Annotated in this window: 16 protein-coding genes and 1 pseudogene; 8 read left to right on the top strand and 9 right to left on the bottom strand. The window is 57.9% G+C overall.

Annotated features, from left to right (window positions below):
- Positions 1-330: 330 nt before the first annotated feature.
- Complete coding sequence (locus tag CFN46_RS04525) at positions 331-1,221, top strand: NRDE family protein (protein ID WP_088742820.1); 891 nt, start codon at positions 331-333, stop codon at positions 1,219-1,221.
- Between the two features lie 61 nt (positions 1,222-1,282).
- Here the strand turns inward: CFN46_RS04525 and ptsP are convergent, their stop codons facing one another.
- Together ptsP and CFN46_RS04515 are read right to left on the bottom strand one after the other, a co-directional pair.
- On the bottom strand, positions 1,283-3,580 hold the full coding sequence (gene ptsP / locus CFN46_RS04520; protein ID WP_024951081.1) for a phosphoenolpyruvate--protein phosphotransferase: 2,298 nt from the start codon (positions 3,578-3,580) through the stop codon (positions 1,283-1,285).
- Positions 3,581-3,755: 175 nt separating this feature from the next.
- Positions 3,756-4,220 (bottom strand): annotated as a pseudogene (locus CFN46_RS04515) (RNA pyrophosphohydrolase); the annotation flags it as partial.
- Positions 4,221-4,480: 260 nt separating this feature from the next.
- On the opposite strand from CFN46_RS04515, the gene CFN46_RS04510 reads away from it, so the two are divergent.
- Both CFN46_RS04510 and CFN46_RS04505 read left to right on the top strand, forming a co-directional pair.
- Positions 4,481-5,140, top strand: a complete 660-nt coding sequence (locus CFN46_RS04510) for an HAD family phosphatase (RefSeq protein WP_024951079.1) — start codon at positions 4,481-4,483, stop codon at positions 5,138-5,140.
- A gap of 256 nt (positions 5,141-5,396) precedes the next feature.
- A complete protein-coding gene (locus CFN46_RS04505) occupies positions 5,397-6,788 on the top strand; it encodes an FAD-dependent oxidoreductase (protein ID WP_024951078.1) in 1,392 nt (463 codons plus the stop codon).
- 111 nt (positions 6,789-6,899) lie between these two features.
- Here the strand turns inward: CFN46_RS04505 and rsd are convergent, their stop codons facing one another.
- The 6 genes from rsd to CFN46_RS04475 form a co-directional block, all read right to left on the bottom strand.
- Entirely contained in the window at positions 6,900-7,397 is a 498-nt protein-coding gene (gene rsd / locus CFN46_RS04500) for a sigma D regulator (RefSeq protein WP_024951077.1), read from the bottom strand.
- A 127-nt stretch (positions 7,398-7,524) separates the two neighbouring features.
- Positions 7,525-8,076 carry a disulfide bond formation protein B gene (locus CFN46_RS04495; protein ID WP_084487957.1) on the bottom strand — a complete coding sequence of 184 codons (552 nt, stop codon included), beginning with the start codon at positions 8,074-8,076 and terminating at the stop codon, positions 7,525-7,527.
- A gap of 237 nt (positions 8,077-8,313) precedes the next feature.
- Positions 8,314-9,912, bottom strand: a complete 1,599-nt coding sequence (gene gshA, locus CFN46_RS04490; RefSeq protein WP_084487956.1) for a glutamate--cysteine ligase — start codon at positions 9,910-9,912, stop codon at positions 8,314-8,316.
- Between the two features lie 163 nt (positions 9,913-10,075).
- Entirely contained in the window at positions 10,076-12,499 is a 2,424-nt protein-coding gene (locus tag CFN46_RS04485; protein ID WP_088742818.1) for a Tex family protein, read from the bottom strand.
- 155 nt (positions 12,500-12,654) lie between these two features.
- On the bottom strand, positions 12,655-13,152 hold the full coding sequence (gene msrB, locus CFN46_RS04480; RefSeq protein WP_024951074.1) for a peptide-methionine (R)-S-oxide reductase MsrB: 498 nt from the start codon (positions 13,150-13,152) through the stop codon (positions 12,655-12,657).
- 233 nt (positions 13,153-13,385) lie between these two features.
- Positions 13,386-14,147, bottom strand: coding sequence for an SDR family oxidoreductase (locus tag CFN46_RS04475; protein WP_088742817.1), 762 nt, complete (start codon positions 14,145-14,147; stop codon positions 13,386-13,388).
- Positions 14,148-14,602: 455 nt separating this feature from the next.
- On the opposite strand from CFN46_RS04475, the gene CFN46_RS04470 reads away from it, so the two are divergent.
- From CFN46_RS04470 to CFN46_RS04450, 5 genes are all read left to right on the top strand, one after another.
- Positions 14,603-15,163, top strand: coding sequence for an FxsA family protein (locus CFN46_RS04470; RefSeq protein WP_088742816.1), 561 nt, complete (start codon positions 14,603-14,605; stop codon positions 15,161-15,163).
- A gap of 517 nt (positions 15,164-15,680) precedes the next feature.
- The gene (locus CFN46_RS04465) at positions 15,681-15,974 is read left to right on the top strand and encodes a co-chaperone GroES (protein ID WP_024951071.1); all 294 of its coding nucleotides are present in this window, start codon (positions 15,681-15,683) and stop codon (positions 15,972-15,974) included.
- 56 nt (positions 15,975-16,030) lie between these two features.
- Entirely contained in the window at positions 16,031-17,671 is a 1,641-nt protein-coding gene (gene groL, locus CFN46_RS04460; RefSeq protein WP_024951070.1) for a chaperonin GroEL, read from the top strand.
- 195 nt (positions 17,672-17,866) lie between these two features.
- Positions 17,867-18,685, top strand: a complete 819-nt coding sequence (locus tag CFN46_RS04455; protein WP_088742815.1) for an RNA methyltransferase — start codon at positions 17,867-17,869, stop codon at positions 18,683-18,685.
- A 201-nt stretch (positions 18,686-18,886) separates the two neighbouring features.
- The gene (locus CFN46_RS04450) at positions 18,887-19,090 is read left to right on the top strand and encodes a hypothetical protein (protein ID WP_088742814.1); all 204 of its coding nucleotides are present in this window, start codon (positions 18,887-18,889) and stop codon (positions 19,088-19,090) included.
- Between the two features lie 203 nt (positions 19,091-19,293).
- Here the strand turns inward: CFN46_RS04450 and rpsA are convergent, their stop codons facing one another.
- Positions 19,294-20,976: a 30S ribosomal protein S1 gene (gene rpsA, locus CFN46_RS04445; RefSeq protein WP_024951067.1), complete on the bottom strand. Its 1,683-nt coding sequence runs from the start codon at positions 20,974-20,976 to the stop codon at positions 19,294-19,296.
- Positions 20,977-20,979 lie beyond the last annotated feature (3 nt).

Raw genomic sequence — 20,979 nt, 5'->3', positions numbered from 1 at the left:
GCCAAACCTTATCCATTCCGCTGGCAGAACGCTCGCCATGGGTGCCGGATGACGGCTTAGCTGGTGACTCGACAGGAGGAACACGGCGCGAGAACATGATCTAAAAGCATCCTGTAGGTGAAGCCGTCGGTATGGAGTCAATGGTGGTGTTGCAGAGCGTGTCGCTTCATTGCCAAGTCACCATGACCGGATCTCGACTCCAACGACCGGCAGACACAAGTCGTCGAGAGAAAACAGCAGCATACGCAAGCCGCTGGCAGGCGTCATGCGACGCGTACATTACTCATCTCTGTATTTGACCCTGATATCCCTTGTCGACGGAGTCGCGATATGTGCCTGATGGCGTTTGACTGGCAGCCGATGGCTGCACAAGGCGAGTGCCTGATTCTGATTGGTAATCGGGATGAATTTCATCACCGCGCCACCACTGGCCTATGTCATTGGCCAGACGACACTCTGTGTGGCGGACGTGATTTGGTCGCGGGAGGTGGCTGGCTGGTCATGCATCGTAGTGGTGCACTGGCCACGCTGACCAACGTCCGTCAGCTGGACCGTCAATCACCCGCTGCCAGGCATAGCCGGGGACGACTAGTCACGGCGGCTGTGCGGCAAGCGATTCCTGGCGCTCCTGGCTTGGCACTGAAAGACTGGCTTGAAGCACTGGTGGCAGGAAAGGCTGTCTCGGCGGCATTGGAAGCGAATGATGCGCAGCAACGCTTCTCCATGACATTGGCCGAGCTGGACTGGTGCAATCTACTGGTCTGCGATGGTCATACTCTCTGGCAGCTGCATCATGGCCCTGAAGGTAACCAACTAATGTGTCTGCCAGCGGGTATCCATAGCCTTTCCAACGGGCATCCTGACACCGCGTGGCCCAAGCAACAGCGACTCAGCCAACGATTGGCTGAACTCAAGGCACGCAAGGCGCACGTCAGTGACAAGGAGTATCTGGATATTCTGAAGGATGAATGGCGCCCGGCTACCGCATTACTGCCAGCCACAGGCTTGGACTGTGCACGAGAAGCACTGCTCTCCAGTCCCTTTATCACCAGTCCTGAATACGGCACACGTGCCGCGACCCTGGTGCGCTGGCAGCGTGATGGCACTCAGCAAAGCCTCAAACTTCACGAGCGCCGCTTCAGTCCCGACGGTGACTGCGTTGCCAGCCGTATAGGCATTTCAAATCACTCTGACGCGACACAGGGCTGGCAACTGAGCTGAAGCAACGAGGAGCTGGATTGCTGAGCGACCAAACCGCCGAGGCATCGAGTCGCCGAAACGGTCAGGCTGAACTAGCGGCAGTCGGAATGACCGGTGCATGGTCGCGGGGCGGCAGAAGGTGTGCCAAGTCCCACGACTGCAAACGGCTTAGCAACAGTGCATGCACCTCACCCGCCGTCGGCTGGCACAACACCTCGCTGACCAGTCCTTGAGCGGCGGTCAGCGAGACGCGCCGGATGGCAGCCCTCACGCGGGGCAAGCTGGGCGCGTTCATCGACAGACTCTCGAACCCCATACCGAGCAACAACAATGCTCCCGCCGGATCACCCGCCAATTCACCGCAGACACTGACCGGCACGCCAAGGCGCAGGGAATCCTCCGCGAGACGCGCCAACGCCCTCAGTACCGCCGGATGACAGGCATCATACAGACTGGCCACACGCGGGTTATTGCGATCAACCGCCAGCAGATACTGGGTCAGATCATTGGAGCCTACCGAGAAGAAATCGACGCGAGTGGCCAGTGCCTCCAGCTGATAAAGCGCCGCGGGCACCTCGATCATCACCCCGACGCTCGGCCGCGAGACATTGACACCATCTTCTCCCAGCTCGATCAGAGCACGATTGATCAGCGCCAGCGTGGCATCTACCTCTTCTATCCCTGAAATCATCGGTAGCATGATACGTAAGTTGTCGAGACCTTCGGCGGCTCTCAGCATGGCCCTCAACTGCACCATCAACACTTCGGGGTGATCCAGCGTGACACGGATACCACGCCAGCCAAGGAAGGGATTAGCCTCCTTGATCGGAAAATACGGCAAATCCTTGTCACCACCGATATCCAGCGTGCGCATGGTCACGGGCAGTGGTGCAAAGCCGCTCAGCTGTTCACGGTACAGACGCGCCTGCTCCTGCTCACTGGGAAAGCGGTCACTCATCATGAAAGGCACTTCGGTGCGATACAGGCCCACTCCACCGACACGCGTCTTGAGCGAGGCCACGACATCCAGCGCAAGACCGGTATTCACCATCAATGGCATGACATGGCCGTCAGGCGTCACACTCGGTAAATCCTGCTCTTGCTCCAGCAGCGCACTCAAGGCATGTTCCTCCTCGATCTGCCGTGAATAGTGGGCGCTGAGTTCTGCTCCCGGACGTACCACCAATCGGCCGCGGTGGCCATCAAGAATGACCGGCGCACCGCCGAGCCGCGATAATGGTAGATCCACCATCCCCAGCACGGTGGGAATGCCCATCGCGCGCGCCAGGATGGCGACATGCGAGGTGCTGGAGCCACTGACCGCGACTAGCCCCTTGAGGCGCTCGCGAGGGACTTCTCCCAAGGTGGCCGGGCTGATCTCGTGCCCGATCAGGATGGTGTTTTCGGGATACTCGATCGGACCGCTGTCACCTTCTTCCTGAAGGTGTGACAACACGCGCCGCCCAAGATCACGAATATCCGCCGCGCGTTCGCGTAAATAATCATCATCGACACGCTCGAGATACTGAACATGTCGACGCACGATATCGGCTAGCGCAGCAGGAGCCCACTGCCCTTCACGAATGCGTTTCTCGACTTCCTGGCCAAGCGCTGCATCTCCCAGCATCTGCTGGTAAACCTCGAACAGCGCATGTTCCTGAGTGGAGATCCGGCTGGCGAGACGCTCCGCCGCAACGCGGATTTCCTCGCGCACCGCGTTGATCGCCTCCTTGAGGCGCGCGATCTCGAAATCGATATCGGTAGGAATCAGGTCTGGCACGGAATCCAGATCAGCCGGAGGCGACAGAACAAACGCCTTGCCGATGACCACTCCGGGAGAACCAGCCACGCCAGAGAAAATCGCCTGGCCACTCGTGCCCGCCAGCTTGCCCAGCGCACCCGTGGCCAGCGCATGCGCCAACACACCCGCCAACTGTGCTCCCAGCGTGACGAGAAACGCTTCCTCACCCTCATCAAAGCGACGCTTTTCGTGTTGCTGAACCACCAGCACACCCAGCACTCTGCGCTGATGGATGATGGGCACCCCGAGAAAGCTGGAGAAGCGCTCTTCGCCGGTTTCCTCGAAATAACGAAACTGGGGGTGTGCGGGGGCATCCTCGAGATTAAGCGGCTCCTCGCGCAGCGCCACCATACCGACCAACCCTTCACCGCGCGCCAGGCTAACCTGCCCTACTGAAGAAGAGCGCAGCCCTATGGTGTCCTTGAGCACGAAGCGATCGGTCTCAGGGGCCAATAGATAGACAGAACAGACGTCCGTCTTCATGGCCTTGCGAATACGCAGCACCATCGTCGCCAGCGCCGCGTCCAAAGAACGCGCGCCATTGACCTCCTGAACAATACGACGCAGTACCTCGAGCATGGGGGGCGCCCTTTGCAAGTGATGAAGCCCGGGCTCAGCCGGGAGAGTGGCGGTCGTACCCAGCGGCGGAGTCCGGCGCGCTGTCACATGGGCCGCGTGAATCACGTGAGTCGCGAGAGAAAGCCTCCTCCGGCGCCATGGGTATCATGTCATGCTCGGTATCTACCAGTCGCTGCAAACGAGGCGCCAGCTCACGTAGAGCGCGTCGATAGACCTCTCGCTTGAAAGCGACCACCTGTCCTAATGGATACCAGTAGCTTACCCAGCGCCAGCCATCGAATTCTGGCTTGGGCGTCGTATCTACACTTACGCGGCTATCCTGGCAGCGAATCTGTAGCAGGAACCACTTTTGCTTCTGACCAATACAGATTGGTCGGGAGTGCGTTCTAACCATGCGTCTGGGTAACCGGTAGCGCAGCCATCCTCGAGTGCAGGCCAGTATCTCGACATCTTCAGCTTTCAGGCCGATCTCTTCTTCGAGTTCGCGATACAACGCCTGTTGCGGTGTCTCGTTTGGCTTGATGCCCCCTTGAGGAAACTGCCACGCATTCTGTCCTACCCGGCGCGCCCAGAGCAGCTGGCCCTCACAGTTGGCAATGATGATGCCAACGTTGGGGCGAAAGCCGTCAGCGTCGATCACGGATGTCACCTTTGATTCGTTAATTGAAACCATTCTTCCACAAAGGCTGAAAGCGCTTCAATACACGGTTTGGCGGTGTGAAAGCCGGAGCACGTCTGCAATAATCGCATCTACCATCGTATTGCAGTGCAACACAGTCGCCGAAAAAACATCCTCGGCCTCCGTACACCCGCGTAAACACTGGGCTGGCACCATGCCACGCCAGATTGTCTGCGTCTGTTGCCCGCCGTTTACAGGCTGGGCAGAGCAAGGAGTTTTCCGTGAGTCTGGCCATCTTTGATCTCGACAATACCCTGATCGCCGGGGACAGTGATCATGCCTGGGGCGAATTTCTGGTCGAGCAGGGCGCTGTCGACGCCAAAATATACCGTGAAGCCAACGAGCGCTATTTCCAGCTTTACCAAAGCGGCGAGCTGGATATTCACGAATACCTGGCCTTCTCACTCAAGCCATTGGCCGAGAATAGCCCTGAACAACTCGCCGCTTGGCATCAGCAATTCATGGCTGCCAAGATCGAGCCGATCATCTTGCCACGCGCCGAAGAGCTACTGGCTCGCCATCGCGCCCGCGGCGACACGCTCCTGATCATCACAGCAACCAACCGCTTCATTACTGCGCCGATCGCCGAGCGCCTTGGCGTGGATGAACTGATCGCCATCGAGCCCGAAGTCATTGACGGGCGCTATACCGGCCGAGTCAGCGGTGTTCCCAGCTTTCAGGCGGGCAAGGTGACGCGTCTCGAGGAATGGCTGTCCGAACGTGACCATACACTCGACGGCAGCACCTTCTACAGCGACTCAATCAATGATTTACCGCTACTCGAGCGTGTCGATACTGCCATCGCAGTAGACCCAGATGAGCAACTACGCGCTGCGGCCCAAGAGCGCAACTGGCGAATCATCTCGCTAAGAGATCAATAACCTACTGTTTAATATGGATTTTATAGACATATAAGGCGATACAGACTCAGCTATAAGGTTTTCATGTGGTTACAAGCCTTCACCATAAAGTCGACCTTATTTGCTAAATCATTTCGCTGCAGATGTGTCTATAATGTTTATCCATCGAACCGTCGAGCCTGACGGGGCACATGTTGCCCTGCCACGGCAGGACGGCCCCCGGTAGCCCGGTCGGGCTTCGGGGGATGTCCCTCACCAACCTTGAGCGTGAGCAGCCATGTCCTCAACGACATACGATGTCCTGATTGTAGGTGGCGGCGTGTCCGGCACCGCCCTTCTCTATGAACTCGCCCGCTATACCGATCTCAAATCGGTTGGACTTGTGGAAAAATACGACCACGTCGCGATCGTCAACTCGCACGGCCGTAACAACTCCCAGACCATTCACTGCGGCGATATCGAGACCAACTACACGGTCGAGAAGGCGCGCGTGACCAAGCGCACCGCAGGGATGGTGGTCAATTTCTCCACCAAGCTTGCTGCTGAAAAGCGCGACCATATCGTCTACAAGTACCCGAAAATGGTACTGGCGGTCGGGGCCAAGGAATGCCAGTTCCTGCGCAAGCGCTTCGATACCTTCAAAGAACTGTTCCCGAACCTCAAACTACTTGAGCGCGACGATATCGCCGTGCAGGAACCGAAGGTGGTCGAGGGTCGTCGTCCGGACGAGGAAATCGTCGCACTGGGCTCTACCGACGAATATACCGCCGTCAACTACACCACTCTGTCTGAAGCCTTCGTCAGCGAAGGTGAGAAAGCAGCGGCAGACAAGGGCATGAACTTCGATGTACGCCTGTCTACCGCAGTGGAAGACATCCGCAAGGAAGGCGATGTCTATAAGGTCAAGACCGACAAGGGCGAACTCACCGCACGTTACGTCGTCGTCAGCGCCGGTGGCCACTCTCTGCTGTTCGCGCACAAGATGGGCTACGGGCTGGACAAGTCATGCCTGCCGATGGCGGGCTCCTTCTACTTCACACCGAAGGTGCTCAACGGCAAGGTCTATACCATCCAGAACGAGAACCTGCCGTTTGCTGCCGTTCATGGTGACCCGGATGTGCTGGTAGAAGGCAAGACTCGCTTCGGGCCGACCGCCTTGATGCTGCCGCTGCTTGAGCGCTACAACGGCAAGACCTTCTGGGAGTTTCTCAAGGTACTGCGTTTGGACCGTAACGTCGTCAAGGCCCTATGGGACCTGATGAAGGTGCGCGACATTCGCAACTACATCTTCAAGAACTTCATGTTTGAAGTGCCAATACTGCGTGAGCGCCTGTTCCACGGCGACATCAAGAAGATCGTACCGAGCCTGGAAGTCAAGGATGTCAGCTTCGCCAAGGGCTTCGGTGGCGTTCGTCCGCAGTTGATCGACAAGAGCAAGCAGAAGCTTGTCATGGGCGAAGCCAAGATCAACCCGGGCACCGGTATCGTCTTCAACATGACGCCGTCACCGGGGGGTACCAGCTGCTTGGGCAATGCCGAGAAGGACATGTTCCTCGCCCAGGAATTCCTGGGCTTCAATATCGACATGGAAGCCTTCGAGCGCGACCTGCTGACCGGCGAAATCGAGCTGACCGAGCTTGAACGTCCGGAAGCCTCCTCGCTGATGTAACTGTAGCTAGCGTTCGTCACGATGAGCACCATAAAAAAACCGCCAGCAAATGCTGGCGGTTTTTTTATAACTGCAAGGTACGCGCGAGACGCATGGCGCTGCGTATTGATGTCAGGCCACTGGCTGCTGACGCGTCTGGCATGCCGGTTCGTGTACAGCGTGCAGACGCTGAATCAGTTGGTCTTCCAGCGCGAAGCGCTCAGTCAGACCTTCCTGCAGTCGTGCCAGCCATTCCGGCAGACGTGCACGATAGTGCTGACAACGGGTCGGGCTAGAGAAATCCTCATCGAAGGACAGTACCAGCTCAGTGGAAGGCTCAAGACGCAGCATCAGCTTGTCAGCCACTGCCAGCGCATTCGTATCCTCAAACACGCGCCCCTCTTCCTTGAGCTGAGGATAAACCTCGAAATGTCCTGCCGAGATGTAATCCATCAACAGCTCAATGAAGCGATTGACGCGCGTCATGTCGAGCTGATCAAGGTCACTCACACAAGCCTCGTGCAGGTCCATGAAGCTGACCAGCATTTCGCGGCGCTGGTCCAGCCAGCGATCTATCAGCTGATGAACGCCACGAAAGCGTTCCGCCGCAGTGGTGCATTCCTCCAGCATGGGCGCCTCCTCTGGCATAACCCGATCAGGATAGGCCTGCCGCTCTCGGCCAGACCCGCTGCCAACCCACTATCCTCTATGCATTCAGCGCTGCCAACCCCCCACCATGATGTCAGGGTGTGTGGCTTCAACGGCGAAAGCTGCTCCACAGCATCGCCAGCGGCACCAGTGCTAATCCGCAGAAGCCCATCAGCGACCATTCGGGAATCGACAGCCCAAGTAGCTGACCACTGATTTGAGCGCATTCCCCGGAAGCATTCAACACCTGGGTAATCACATCCCAGACCGGCAACACTTCCAGCATGTAGTTCAGGCCCGGGCCACAGCTCGGCACTTGGTCCGGCGGCAGCGACTGCAACCAGACATGGCGGCCTGCCAGCACGATAGCGCCGATAGTCCCCGCGAGGGCACCTAGCGCGTAGATACGTGTGCCGATACGCCCGGGGCCATGCAATGCCCCCAGCAGGAAGAATGCGCCCGCGACGGCCACTGCAACGCGCTGGAAAATACACAGCGAACACGGCGCCATTCCAAAGGCAAACTGCAGCACGAAGGCGACACCGAGCAGCAACGCGCACCCCAGCGCTCCCAGCAGGCACCACTGACGCCCGTTCCAATGTGCCAGCCCTCCCTTGCTACCCGCCGCCTGCTGCCCTGAATCATGTTCCGTCTGTGCCATTTGCTGTCCTTGCTTGTCTGGACTCCGTCAGGAGTCGTGATGAATAAGAGAGAAACGAGAGATCTGATCAGTGTATCGGGACATTCTCAAGGCTGGATACGCTACCGGCGCCTCCAAAAGAAGGCGCCGGTAGCGGTACGTCCATGACCTGACACCAAGTCATGCCACCATCAACAGATACACCCCATCATGCCTTGGCCTGATGACCTGAACATGAATTGGCGTTGCGCCTGATAATCAAGCGGGTTGCGTGGCGTGAGCAGAGGCAAAGTACTCGGCCATGAAGGTATCGAAGTCCTGATGGTCACCTGCCTCGATATCCCCCTGCTGCTGCAGGGAGGTCTCAACCAGCTGGTCCAGCAGATAACCGCGCGCGCGCTCCATTGGCTCAGCCTTGAATTGCTCGGCCTGACCGCGCGCCAGCCCCATCACCTCATCGACGAAATTGCTGCCATTGTCGATCATGCTGGTCAGCAAGCGACCAGAGGGCGTGCTGTCCGGTTGATCGAAGCGCGGCGCCAGTGCCGCGAGAGCATCACGGTGCGCACTACCCGCCTTGTCATCGCCATCCAACAGGCCAGCGACTTCGCCCAGCTCATCCATGACATTGGCGGCAATCTCACGCAGCTTGCGCTCCTCGCCCTTGACGTTGAGAGTCAACGACGGATCACGACCCGCCTCGACAACACGACGCTTGCTGTTATCGAGATTCGCGCACTCTTCATCATCGATCCACGGACTTTCCGTCAGCAAACACCAGATGAGGAAGGTATCGAGGAAACGAATCTGAGTCTCATCGATGCCCAACGGCAGAAACGGGTTGAGATCCAGACAACGTACTTCGATGTACTCGACGCCACGCCCTTCCAACGCCTGACTCGGTGTCTCGTTCTGCTTGGTGACACGCTTGGGACGAATATCCGAGTAATATTCGTTCTCGATCTGAAGAATACTGCTGGAGAGCTGCGACCAGCTGCCATCTGTCTGCTTCACTCCCAGCTTCTCGTAATCCTTCCACGGCGTGACGATGGCGTGACGCAGCGTCCCGACGAAGTTGTCCAGAGAGTTGAAGCAGATCTTGAGCTGAGCCTGCACCTTGTTTTGATACCCGAGATCAGACATCCGCAAGCTGGTCGCGTATGCCGAGACCAGACTGCGGTCCGCCTGACGCTTGAGGCGATCATCGTTACCGCCATCGAGGAAACTCTCGTCAACCCCCGGTGAAGCACCAAACAGATAGAGCAGAATCCAGCTATGACGGCGGAAATTGCGTATCAACTCGAAGTAGCGACGCGAGCGAAAATCACGTGCATCCTCCCCCTCTGCACCTTCAAGGCGCTGTAGCAGCACCCAGAAATCATCCGGCAACGAGAAGTTGTAATGAATTCCGGCAATGGACTGCATGATGCGTCCGTAGCGGACATCCAGACCCTTGCGGTAGATATGTTTCATGGTGCCGCTATTGGAGGTGCCGTAGTCGGCAATCGGCACACTGTCGTTACCATTCAGACGCGGCGGCATGCTCGCTGGCCAGATCAGCTCATCACCCAGATTGCGGTAACTGAAGCGATGCAGGTCCGCCAGAAACTCCAGCGAATCCTTCGGGCGGGTAAACACTGGCGTGATGTATTCGAGCAATGACTCAGAATAATCCGTGGTGATATACGGGTGAGTCAGCTTGGAGCCTAGTGCACGCGGATGCGAAGTCTGGCTGATCTGACCGTCAGCGTTGACCCGCAAGCCTTCCTTCTCGATACCACGACGCAGGCGCCCGAAGAGTCCCTGACGGGCGGGGGCCTTGAGTCGCGCAATGGCGGACGCGAGTTGCTCGGACAAGGTATTAACCCTTTCGCATGGGGAGAAGCCCAGCCTCTCCGGTCGAATTGGATGACCATGGCTCGCGTCATGCGCTGTATGCCATGCAAGACGCGAACGGCAGTCACCGTTCGCGTCTGTCAGTATGCCCACATTATGGGCGCGTAAAAAATGCTTTCAAGGCTTATGATTTCGGTTTGCGAGCATTGAGCAGTGCGGCAGCCATTGCATTGTTGGCTGGTGCTGCTCCGCCACCAGCCTGATTACCGCCTGCATTTCCGCTGCGATTCTGGCCACCAGTCGTTTGGCGCCCACGACTACCATTTGCACCATCCCCTCCACGACGCCCTTCGTTACGGGATTCCTTGCTGCCTGGGGTATCACTCATGCGCATGCTCAATGCGATACGGGCACGCGGAATATCGACTTCCATCACCTTGACGGTGACGATGTCACCCGCCTTGACCACTTCACGTGGATCAGACACGAACTTCTCTGACAGCGCCGAAATATGTACCAGCCCATCCTGATGCACACCGATGTCGATAAAGGCACCGAAATGGGTAACGTTGGTCACAACACCCTCAAGCTTCATGCCCGGCTCAAGATCCTTGAGTTTCTCGACGCCATCCTTGAACTCGGCGAAGCGGAACTCAGGACGCGGATCACGCCCGGGCTTGTCCAGCTCGCGCAGGATATCGGTGACTGTCGGCAAGCCGAAATTTTCGTCGATGAATTCGGCAGGCTTCACGGTACGCAGGAAGGAGCTGTCGCCCAGCAGACTGGGCAGATCACGACCATGAATCTTGGCGATACGCTCGACCAGCGAATAGGCTTCGGGGTGAACGGCGCTGGCATCGAGAGGATTGTCTCCAGCGGCGATGCGCAGGAAGCCAGCACACTGCTCAAAGGTTCGCGGCCCGAGGCGGCTTACCTTCAGCAACTCCTTGCGTGAGCCAAAGCGGCCATTGGCATCACGGTGTGCGACGATATTCTCGGCAAGCGTCGTATTAAGGCCCGCCACACGAGATAGCAATGCACTGGACGCCATGTTGAGGTCAACACCGACGCCGTTGACGCAATCCTCGACGACTGCCTCCAGGCTACGTCCCAGCTGTACCTGGCTGACATCATGCTGATACTGACCGACCCCGATGGACTTGGGCTCAATCTTGACCAGCTCGCCGAGTGGGTCCTGCAAGCGGCGTGCGATGGAGACCGCGCCACGAATGGTCACATCCAGATCCGGGAACTCGCGCGCGGCATATTCTGATGCCGAGTAGATGGAGGCGCCCGCCTCATTGACAATCACCTTCTGCAAACGGCGCCCGGTCAGGCGCGTCAGTACATCTGCCGCCAGCTTGTCGGTCTCACGAGAGGCGGTACCGTTGCCGATCGCGAGTAGCTCGACGTCATGGCGCTCGACCAGACGCACCAATTCAGCCACTGAAGCATCCCAACGATTATGCGGCGGGTGGGGGTAGATGGTGGCCTGATCCACATACTTGCCGGTGGCATCCACTACCGCGATCTTGACACCGGTACGCAGGCCAGGATCCAGGCCCATCGTTGCCTTGGGCCCCGCAGGCGCAGCGAGCAGCAAGTCCTTGAGGTTATCGGCGAATACCTGAATGGCCTCCAGCTCAGCACGTTCACGCAGGCGACCGACCAACTCACTTTCCAGATGGGTATAGAGCTTGACGCGCCAGGTCCAGCGCACCACCTCTTTCAGCCAACGATCTGCTGCACGCCCGTGATCTTCGATAGTGAAGTGATGCGCAATAGCACCCTCCATCGGGTGGCGCGGCAGCTCATCTTCATCCGGCAACTTGAGTGCCAGGCTCAATATGCCTTCGTTACGCCCACGCAGCATGGCCAGCGCACGATGTGACGGTGCCTTGTGCAGCGCCTCATCATGCTCAAAGTAATCAGAGAACTTGGCGCCCTCCTGCTCCTTGCCCTTCATCATGCGTGCGCTAAGGATACCGTCATCCCACAACCGCTGACGCAGACGCCCGACCAGTGCGGCATCTTCCGCGAAGCGTTCCATCAGAACCTGCTTGGCACCGTCCAGCGCGGCCTTGGTATCAGCGACGTCTTTCCCTGCATCAACATACCTTGCGGCTTGCGCTTCGGGGTCAAGCGTCGGATCTGCCAACAGTGCATCAGCCAACGGCTCGAGCCCTGCCTCACGTGCAATCTGGGCCTTGGTGCGACGCTTCTTGCGATAAGGCAAATAGAGATCTTCCAGCCGCTGCTTGCTATCAGCTGCCAGGATATCGCGCTCCAGCACCGCATCCAGCTTGTTCTGCTCAGCAATGGACTCCAATACCACCTGACGGCGGTCTTCCAGCTCACGCAGATAGCGCAGCCGCTCTTCCAGAAGACGCATCTGGGTGTCATCAAGCCCGCCAGTCGCTTCTTTGCGGTAGCGAGAGATGAACGGCACGGTGGCACCGCCATCCAGCAGCTCGACAGTGGCACTGATCTGTTCTTCACGTACGCCAAGCTCGCCGGCCAGCGCTTGCTGGATACGACGGGCAGTGGTGGCAGGTGAAAGCGTCGGTGCAGGGCGGGAGGTAGTGGCGTCAGTAACGGTAGCGTCCATGAAACGTCGGTCCCTTCACAGCAGGATTCATTCGGCAAAAATGCAGACGGCCCGGTCGTCGAATCGACCGGGCCGTCTGCATCACGATGCTGTCACGTTACCACAAAGCGCCAATATTGCTTTAGCCACACACTCAGCGAGCGATTGGCATCGGATCAGGCCGGCACGAAACGCAGCGCTACGCCATTATTGCACCAGCGCAGCCCTGTCGGCTTCGGGCCATCGTCAAAGACATGACCTTGATGGCCACCGCAACGTGCACAGTGATATTCGGTACGCGGCCACACCAGGCCGTAGTCAGTCTTACTCAATAGATGACCATCAATATGAGTAAAGAAACTCGGCCAGCCGGTGCCCGATTCAAACTTGGCCGCGGACGTGAATAACGCGAGATCACAGCCGGCGCAATGGTATTCGCCCTCACGGTGCTCATTGTTGAGGGCACTGGAGCCTGAACGCTCAGTGCCCTCTTCACGCAGCACCCGATACTGCTCGGCACTCAAGCGCGAACGCCACTCTTCGTCACTCAGCGACAGCTCGGTGATATCGGCCGAGCGCTCGAGCTCAGGGTCAGGGCGTGCGGCTGCCAATTTCGGCAGCGCCAGCATCGCTCCCCCTCCCAGTATCAGCCCCATGAATTGGCGACGTTGCATGACGAGACTCCTTGTACGAAATGAACCGTGATACTCACCATACGCATTACAGCACTTTTCGGATGCATGACCGACCTCATCGTCCATCAAGCGCAATCATCTCGGCTGATGAAAGCATTGAGATGAGCTACACCGAAAACCCAAAAGCCTCCACGACCATGGAGGGTCGTGGAGGCTTTCAGATACCGCACTTTCGATTCATGTACCACGCAAAGCAGCCAGAATCGTGACGATCAGATGCGTAGACCGCCATCACACTCAATCACACGACCGGTGAAGTAGTCATTATCAAAGATGAACGCCACGCTGCTCGCAATATCTTCCGGACGCCCCAAGTCCCGCATCGGAATACCACTCTTGATCTTGTCGAGCATCTCCGGCTTCATGCCAGCCGTCATCTCGGTGGCAATGAAGCCCGGCGCCACGGCCCCGACACGTATCTTGTAACGCGCCAGTTCCTTGGCCCAGGTCACGCTCATGGCCGCCACACCGGCCTTGGCAGCAGTGTAGTTACTCTGCCCCATGTTACCGGCACGTGAAATGCTGGAGATATTGACAATCACCCCCGGCTGGCCGGCTTCGATCATCTGACTGGCGGCCTCACGGGTGCACAGAAAAACGCCCGTCAGGTTGACATCAATCACCTGCTGCCAGCTCGACAACGACATTGTCTTTTCCACCACTCCGTCACGTGCCTTGACCAACAGACCATCGCGAGTGATGCCAGCATTATTGACTAGCCCGCTTACCGGCCCCAAAGACCCCTTGATGGCCGAAAAGGCCGCCGTCACAGACGTCTCATCAGCCACATTGGCCACGAATCCCTGTGCCTTGACCCCTGCCGCCTCCAGACTCGCGACAGCGTCATCCAGTGCGCCTTGCTCAATATCCAGTAGTGCCAACAAGGCACCCTTGTTGCCCAAGTATCGCGCCATCGCCAGGCCCAACCCACGTGCACCGCCTGTAATCGCGATGACCTTGTCGTTAAGCTCCATTTCTCCTCTCCCCTGATTAGCTATCGACATGTCCAATGTGACTGCCGAAGGTGATCGCCGCATGCCGTGCGATGATCACATTGAGTGTCGATTGTCCCGAAATCATAAACGTGATCAATTTCGCCAATAATCACATGGTGCAGTGCAACAGGTTGGCGCGTGTCGTGCCTCAACGCTTGAAAAACTGACCAACGAAGAGACTCACTTTTCTCAACGTTGTGCCCTCGTCACGCTATTGGCACGCGCTCGTCACTCCATGCCGAGAGTGACACCAGGATATTTATGGTGCACCGCAGCATAGCATGGCACCCCACACCCTACTGCGCCAGCGTAGACCGCACTGAGCTCATCCTTATCAGGCCAGTAACCGCATTCTGCGACTGTTCCCCGCTCGGCGGCTGGTTTACCCTTATGGGATTGGCATGCACTGCCGCTTACGTGATCCGGGAGACATAATGCCCATACTGCTAGTGATTACCCTGTTCGGGTTGCTGGACTTTGTAGTGCTGTTCAGCCTCGGCAGCCAGATTGGACTATTACCCACGCTTGCCATGGTACTGATTACCGGTGCCGTCGGTTTGCACCTGATAAAGCGTGAAGGACGCGCCACGCTGATGCGCGCGCAAGAGCGTCTGCAACGCGGGGAAATGCCGTCTGGTGAGCTGATGGAAGGCGCAGCTCTCATCTTTGGTGGTGCGTTATTGATGGCGCCAGGCTTTCTGTCTGATGCACTCGGGCTGCTCTGCTTGCTACCCGCCTCGCGAAGCCTGCTGACACGCAGTTTGAGCGGTAATAGCCCGCTGGCGCGTTTCTTCAAGAAACGCTTCAAGGCATCGCGTCCGTCACAACAGACACATGCCAGCAGCTGGGGAGCGTCAGCAAGCGACTCCAGTGGCAGCACGTCTCATACAGAGCATGACAATCAGCGTACCGGCGACCAGCAAGGCCAAAATCACCACAGCGACGGCCAACCACTGGAAGGCGATTACATCAGCCGTGACGAGCCCCGCCTCTGATCCACTGCCAGTGCCTCTGGCCGTCTGCGAAATGATGCCAGTTCCAATGCCGATCTCGCCTCCCAAGCGAGCGAGCTTGTCTCATGACGACTTCTGCCAATGCCCTCTATCACCAGTGCAGATTAACGCTGCGCTGGTGATTTATGATGCAGTCGTGAACGGCATGATCGGCGACTGACTCTTGTACCAATGGACATTCTCTGCGCAGCACATCTGAATGATGTGATGGCTGCGCTCAGATACACTCAAGTCCTTGATTCATCATGAAGACCCACCTGATATTGTGTCGTCCTGCCAGGTGAGTAGCTTTTGTGCGACGCAGTAAACCTTCGAGTTTGAATTTTTTTTATGATCGCCTACTTGAAAGCTGTCATCTCGCCACCATAAATGCGAAGCAATGGATAACGGCCAAGCCTTGGCGGCGTGGCTGAACACTCGGTAGGCAACCCCATTGAACGTCAGATTGTCCGGCAAAGACCGGCTGCTGACGGGATTTACCATCAGGAGAACGTGAGCAATGAACATCCGTCCCTTGCACGATCGCGTCATAGTCCGTCGCGTGGAAGAAGAACAGAAGACTGCAGGTGGCATCGTTCTGCCCGGCAGCGCCCAAGAAAAGCCGACCCGTGGCGAAATCCTCGCTGCCGGTAACGGTCGCATCCTCGAAAACGGTGAAGTTCGCCCGCTAGACGTCAAAGTCGGCGACACCGTGATCTTCAAGGATGGCTACGGCGTCGAGAAGCAGAAAATCGACGGCGAAGAGGTGCTGATCATGAGCGAGAGCGACATCCTCGCCGTGGTGGAAGGCTGATTTCCGGCGTTTCCGGTTCAAACGCTTCGACTTACTGATTAAAGGTAGAGATAACAATGGCTGCAAAAGACGTTCGTTTCTCCGATGATGCCCGCAAGCGCATGGCGCGTGGTGTCAATGTCCTGGCTGATGCCGTCAAGACCACCCTCGGCCCGAAGGGTCGTAACGTGGTACTGGAAAAGTCCTTCGGTTCACCGACCGTGACCAAGGATGGCGTGTCTGTTGCCAAGGAAATCGAGCTGAAGGATCGCTTCGAGAACATGGGCGCACAGATGGTCAAGGAAGTCGCTTCCAAGACCTCTGACGTCGCAGGCGACGGTACTACCACTGCAACAGTGCTGGCTCAGTCCATCGTCAACGAAGGCCTGAAAGGCGTGATCGCCGGCATGAACCCGATGGATCTCAAGCGTGGCATCGACAAGGCTGTTATCGAAGCCGTCAAAGCCGTGCGTGCGCTGGCTGTGCCGTGCACCGACACCAAGGCCATCGCTCAGGTCGGTACCATCTCCGCCAACGGCGATGCGCGTATCGGCGAGATCATCGCTGAAGCGATGGAGAAAGTCGGCAAGGAAGGCGTCATCACTGTTGATGAAGGCCGTGGCTTTGAAGACGAGCTGGAAGTGGTCGAAGGCATGCAGTTCGACCGTGGCTACCTGTCTCCGTACTTTGTCACCAATCAGGACACCATGACGGTCGAGCTCGAAGACCCGTACATCCTGCTGGTTGACAAGAAAATCTCCAACATCCGCGAGCTACTGCCGGTGCTGGAAGGTGTTGCCAAGTCTGGCAAGCCGCTGGCGATCGTCGCTGAAGACATCGAAGGCGAAGCGCTGGCGACTCTCGTCGTCAACACCATGCGCGGTATCGTCAAGGTTGCTGCCGTCAAGGCGCCGGGCTTCGGTGATCGCCGCAAAGCCATGCTGCAGGACATCGCTGTTCTGACTGGCGGCACCGTGATTTCCGAAGAAGTCGGCCTCAGCCTCGAGCAAGCCAACCTGGATCATCTGGGCACCGCCAAGCGTGTGACCATGTCCAAGGAAAACACCACCATCATCGATGGCGCCGGCAACGAAGGCGATATCGAAGCACGTGTTTCCCAGATCCGCGCTCAGATCGAGGACACCTCCTCTGATTATGACCGCGAGAAGCTGCAGGAGCGTGTCGCCAAGCTGGCCGGTGGCGTTGCCGTCATCCGCGTCGGTGCTGCTACCGAAGTCGAGATGAAAGAGAAGAAAGCCCGCGTCGAAGATGCGCTGCACTCCACTCGTGCCGCTGTCGAAGAAGGCGTCGTGCCTGGTGGCGGTACCGCACTCGTGCGTATCCTGAACCAGCTCGTCGATCTCAAGGGCGACAACGAAGACCAGACTCACGGTATTGCCATCGCGCTGCGCGCCATGGAAGCACCGCTGCGTCAGATCGTTGCCAACGCTGGTGAAGAAGCCTCTGTCGTGCTCAACAACGTCAAGGCTGGCGAAGGTAACTACGGTTACAACGCTGCCACTGGCGAATACGGCGACATGTTTGCCATGGGCGTGCTGGACCCGGCCAAGGTCACGCGTACTGCACTGCAGTCCGCAGCTTCCATCGGTGGCCTGATGATCACCACCGAGTGCATGATCGCTGAAGACCCGGAAGACAAGTCTTCTGGTGGCGGCGGTGACATGGGCGGAATGGGTGGTATGGGCGGCATGATGTAAGCCAGCTCTACCCCACGACGTATTCGTCGTGGATCGAACCGCTCCTGCGCAAGCAGGGGCGGTTTTTTTGTGCCTGTCATCCCCTCCTCATGTGACCTGACGCATTCCTCGCGCCGCGCTACACTAGATGCCTTTTTTCCGGCACCGCGCCACATGGTCACTGCCGACCGATCACTGCTCGCCCAGGATTTCCCCATGACAGACACTCCTACCTCTCCTCAGGCCACCACCCTCCTCGACAATCTGCGCGTCGTGCTGGTACAGACCTTCCACCCCGGTAATATCGGCGCCACAGCACGTGCCATTCTGACCATGGGCATCAAGGATTTGGTGCTGGTCAATCCGCGCTGCTTCCCTGATGAAGAGGCGACGCGCATGGCCAGCGGCGCATCTGAGCTATTGGAGAACGCACGTGTCGTCGAAAGCCTTGAGGAAGCGGTCAGCGATTGCCAGCTGGTCGTCGGGGCCAGCGCTCGCCTGAGAAGCTTACCGCTGCCACACTTCGATGAGCCGCGCGAGATGGCCACACAAGCTATCGATACCGCGCGCGACGGCAAAGTCGCACTGGTCTTCGGGCGCGAGCGTTTCGGCCTCACCAACGAGGAAATCGCCTGCTGCACGCACCAGGTGTCGATTCCCACCAATCCGGACTACGGCATTCTGAACGTCTCTCAGGCGGTCCAAGTGCTAGTACACGAATGCCGCAGTGCATGGCGCCTGACAATCTCAGACACGCAGGAGCAGCCTACTGCGCGCCGTGAGGACGACCAGTTACCAACCCGTGAACAGTTGGGCTACTTCCATGAGCACCTCGGCCGCGCACTGCGTGGCTCCGGCTTCCTCAATCAACCGCACTCACAGACCGAAGAACGTCTGCGCGCCCTGTTTTCACGTGCTGAGCCGACGCGTCGTGAGCTATCAATCCTACGCGGAATGCTGGCTAACCTGGAGCGTCAGACCGCCGCGGCGCAGGATAACGACAGAAACGAAATCACGTCCGACAGCAACGATTGAGTCGAGAGCGCAATGTCATCTTCCTGACACGGATCAGGGCGCAGTCTTGAGACTCCGCTACGCTAGATGGGCAGTAACCTCTAGCTGAAGAAGTGACAGGTAAAGGCTCCCGAGCATGCAGGCACACGCGGCGTGCCAAGGCATAAGAGAAGAGCCAACCCTGATCCTACTCGTGTACACAAGATTCACGGAGCGCCTCACATGACTCAGAAAGCCACACACACCAGCCATACCGAACATCTCACTGAAGAGATAAAGCATCTTGAAGGGCGTCTTCAGCAGACAGATCCAAACCAGGATCCGACGCTGTATCGCAGCCTGTATTGCATGATTTCTCTGCGTCAGATGCAGATAATGGCCCATGCCAGCTCCCAGGCCGAGCAGCAGCGACGTCATGTTGGCTAGCACATGCTAGCTAGTCCACGCTGGAATCCGTGGAGTAGACACAAAAAACCGCCACCCCAAGGGGTAGCGGTTTTTTTCGTTCCTGTATATGGCCAAGGCCTCATGCAGGATACCGATTCGGAGACAGAGGTGCGCTAGACAACGTCTGACGCACCTCTGTAGATCCGGACAGCACTCTCACGAGGAGAGATGCTGTCTCGGGATCACTCCTGACCCAGCTGCTGCTTGATCAGGTCACCGATGGTCGTCGGGCCGTTGCTCTCGACTTCCTGGGTACGCGGCTTGGCTGCATCGCGACGCGGTGCTGCTTCAACCTGGTCCTTGGACTTGACGGACAGGTTGATCAGGCGACTCTTGCGATCCACACCAACGATCTTGGCTTCGACAGCATCGCCGACGCTCAGGACGTTGCGCGCGTCTTCGACACGGTCAGCGCTGATTTCAGAAGCCTTCAGGATAGCGATGACGTCAGTCGCCAGCTCTACCTGAACTTCCTTGGCATCGATGTCGACAACACGACCGGACACGATAGCGCCCTTGTCGTTGACAGCCAGGTACTCGGAGACCGGATCGCTCTCGAGCTGCTTGACGCCCAGAGAGATGCGCTCACGTTCCGGATCGATGGACAGGATGACCGCTTCAGCTTCTTCGCCCTTCTTGTAACGACGCACGGCTTCTTCGCCAGCTTCGTTCCAGGAAATGTCGGAGAGGTGAACCAGGCCGTCGATGCCGCCTTCCAGACCGATGAAGATACCGAAGTCAGTGATTGACTTGATGGTACCGGAGACACGATCGCCCTTGTTATGCTTGCCGCTGAAGTCTTCCCACGGGTTGGTGGTGCACTGCTTGATACCCAGGGAGATACGACGACGTTCTTCGTCGATATCCAGAATCATCACTTCCACGTCATCGCCGACATTGACGACTTTGGACGGGTGGATGTTCTTGTTGGTCCAATCCATTTCGGAGACGTGGACCAGACCTTCAACGCCCTCTTCCAGCTCGGCGAAGCAGCCGTAGTCGGTGAGGTTGGTGACGCGTGCGTTGATCTTGGCACCTTCCGGGTAGCGCGCCTTGATGTTGACCCACGGATCTTCGCCCAGCTGCTTGAGACCCAGAGACACACGGTTGCGCTCGCGGTCGAACTTCAGCACCTTGACATTGATCTCGTCGCCGACAGCAACGATCTCGGACGGATGCTTGATGCGCTTCCATGCCATATCGGTGATGTGCAGCAGGCCGTCAACGCCGCCGAGGTCGACGAAGGCGCCGTAGTCGGTCAGGTTCTTGACGATACCCTGAATCTGCTGACCTTCCTGCAGAGTGGCCAGGAGGGCTTCACGCTCAGCGCTGTTCTCGGCTTCGAGGACGGCACGACGAGACACGACAACGTTGTTGCGCTTGGCGTCGAGCTTGATGACCTTGAAGTCCAGTTCCTTGTTCTCGAGGTGGGCAGTGTCGCGCACAGGGCGGACATCGACCAGAGAACCCGGCAGGAAGGCGCGGATGGTGTTGATATCGACGGTAAAGCCACCTTTGACCTTGCCGTTGATCACGCCTTTGACGATCTCGTCTTTCTCGAAGGCTGCTTCCAGCTCTTTCCACGCTTCGGCACGCTTGGCCTTCTCGCGGGACAGGCGGGTCTCACCGAAGCCATCTTCGACGGCTTCCAGTGCGACCATGACTTCGTCGCCGATGCTGATGGACAGCTCGCCGTTTTCGTCACGGAACTGCTCAGACGGAATCTGACCTTCAGATTTCAGACCGGCATTGACAGTGATCCAGTCGCCATCGATGTCGACGATGGTAGCGGACACGATTGCGCCCGGCTCCATGTTGATGTCCTGGAGTGACTGTTCAAATAACTCAGCAAAGCTCTCGCTCATGGT

The sequence above is a fragment of the Cobetia sp. QF-1 genome (assembly GCF_002213105.1).
GTDB lineage: Bacteria > Pseudomonadota > Gammaproteobacteria > Pseudomonadales > Halomonadaceae > Cobetia > Cobetia crustatorum.
This window is presented reverse-complemented; position numbering and strand designations above follow the sequence as displayed.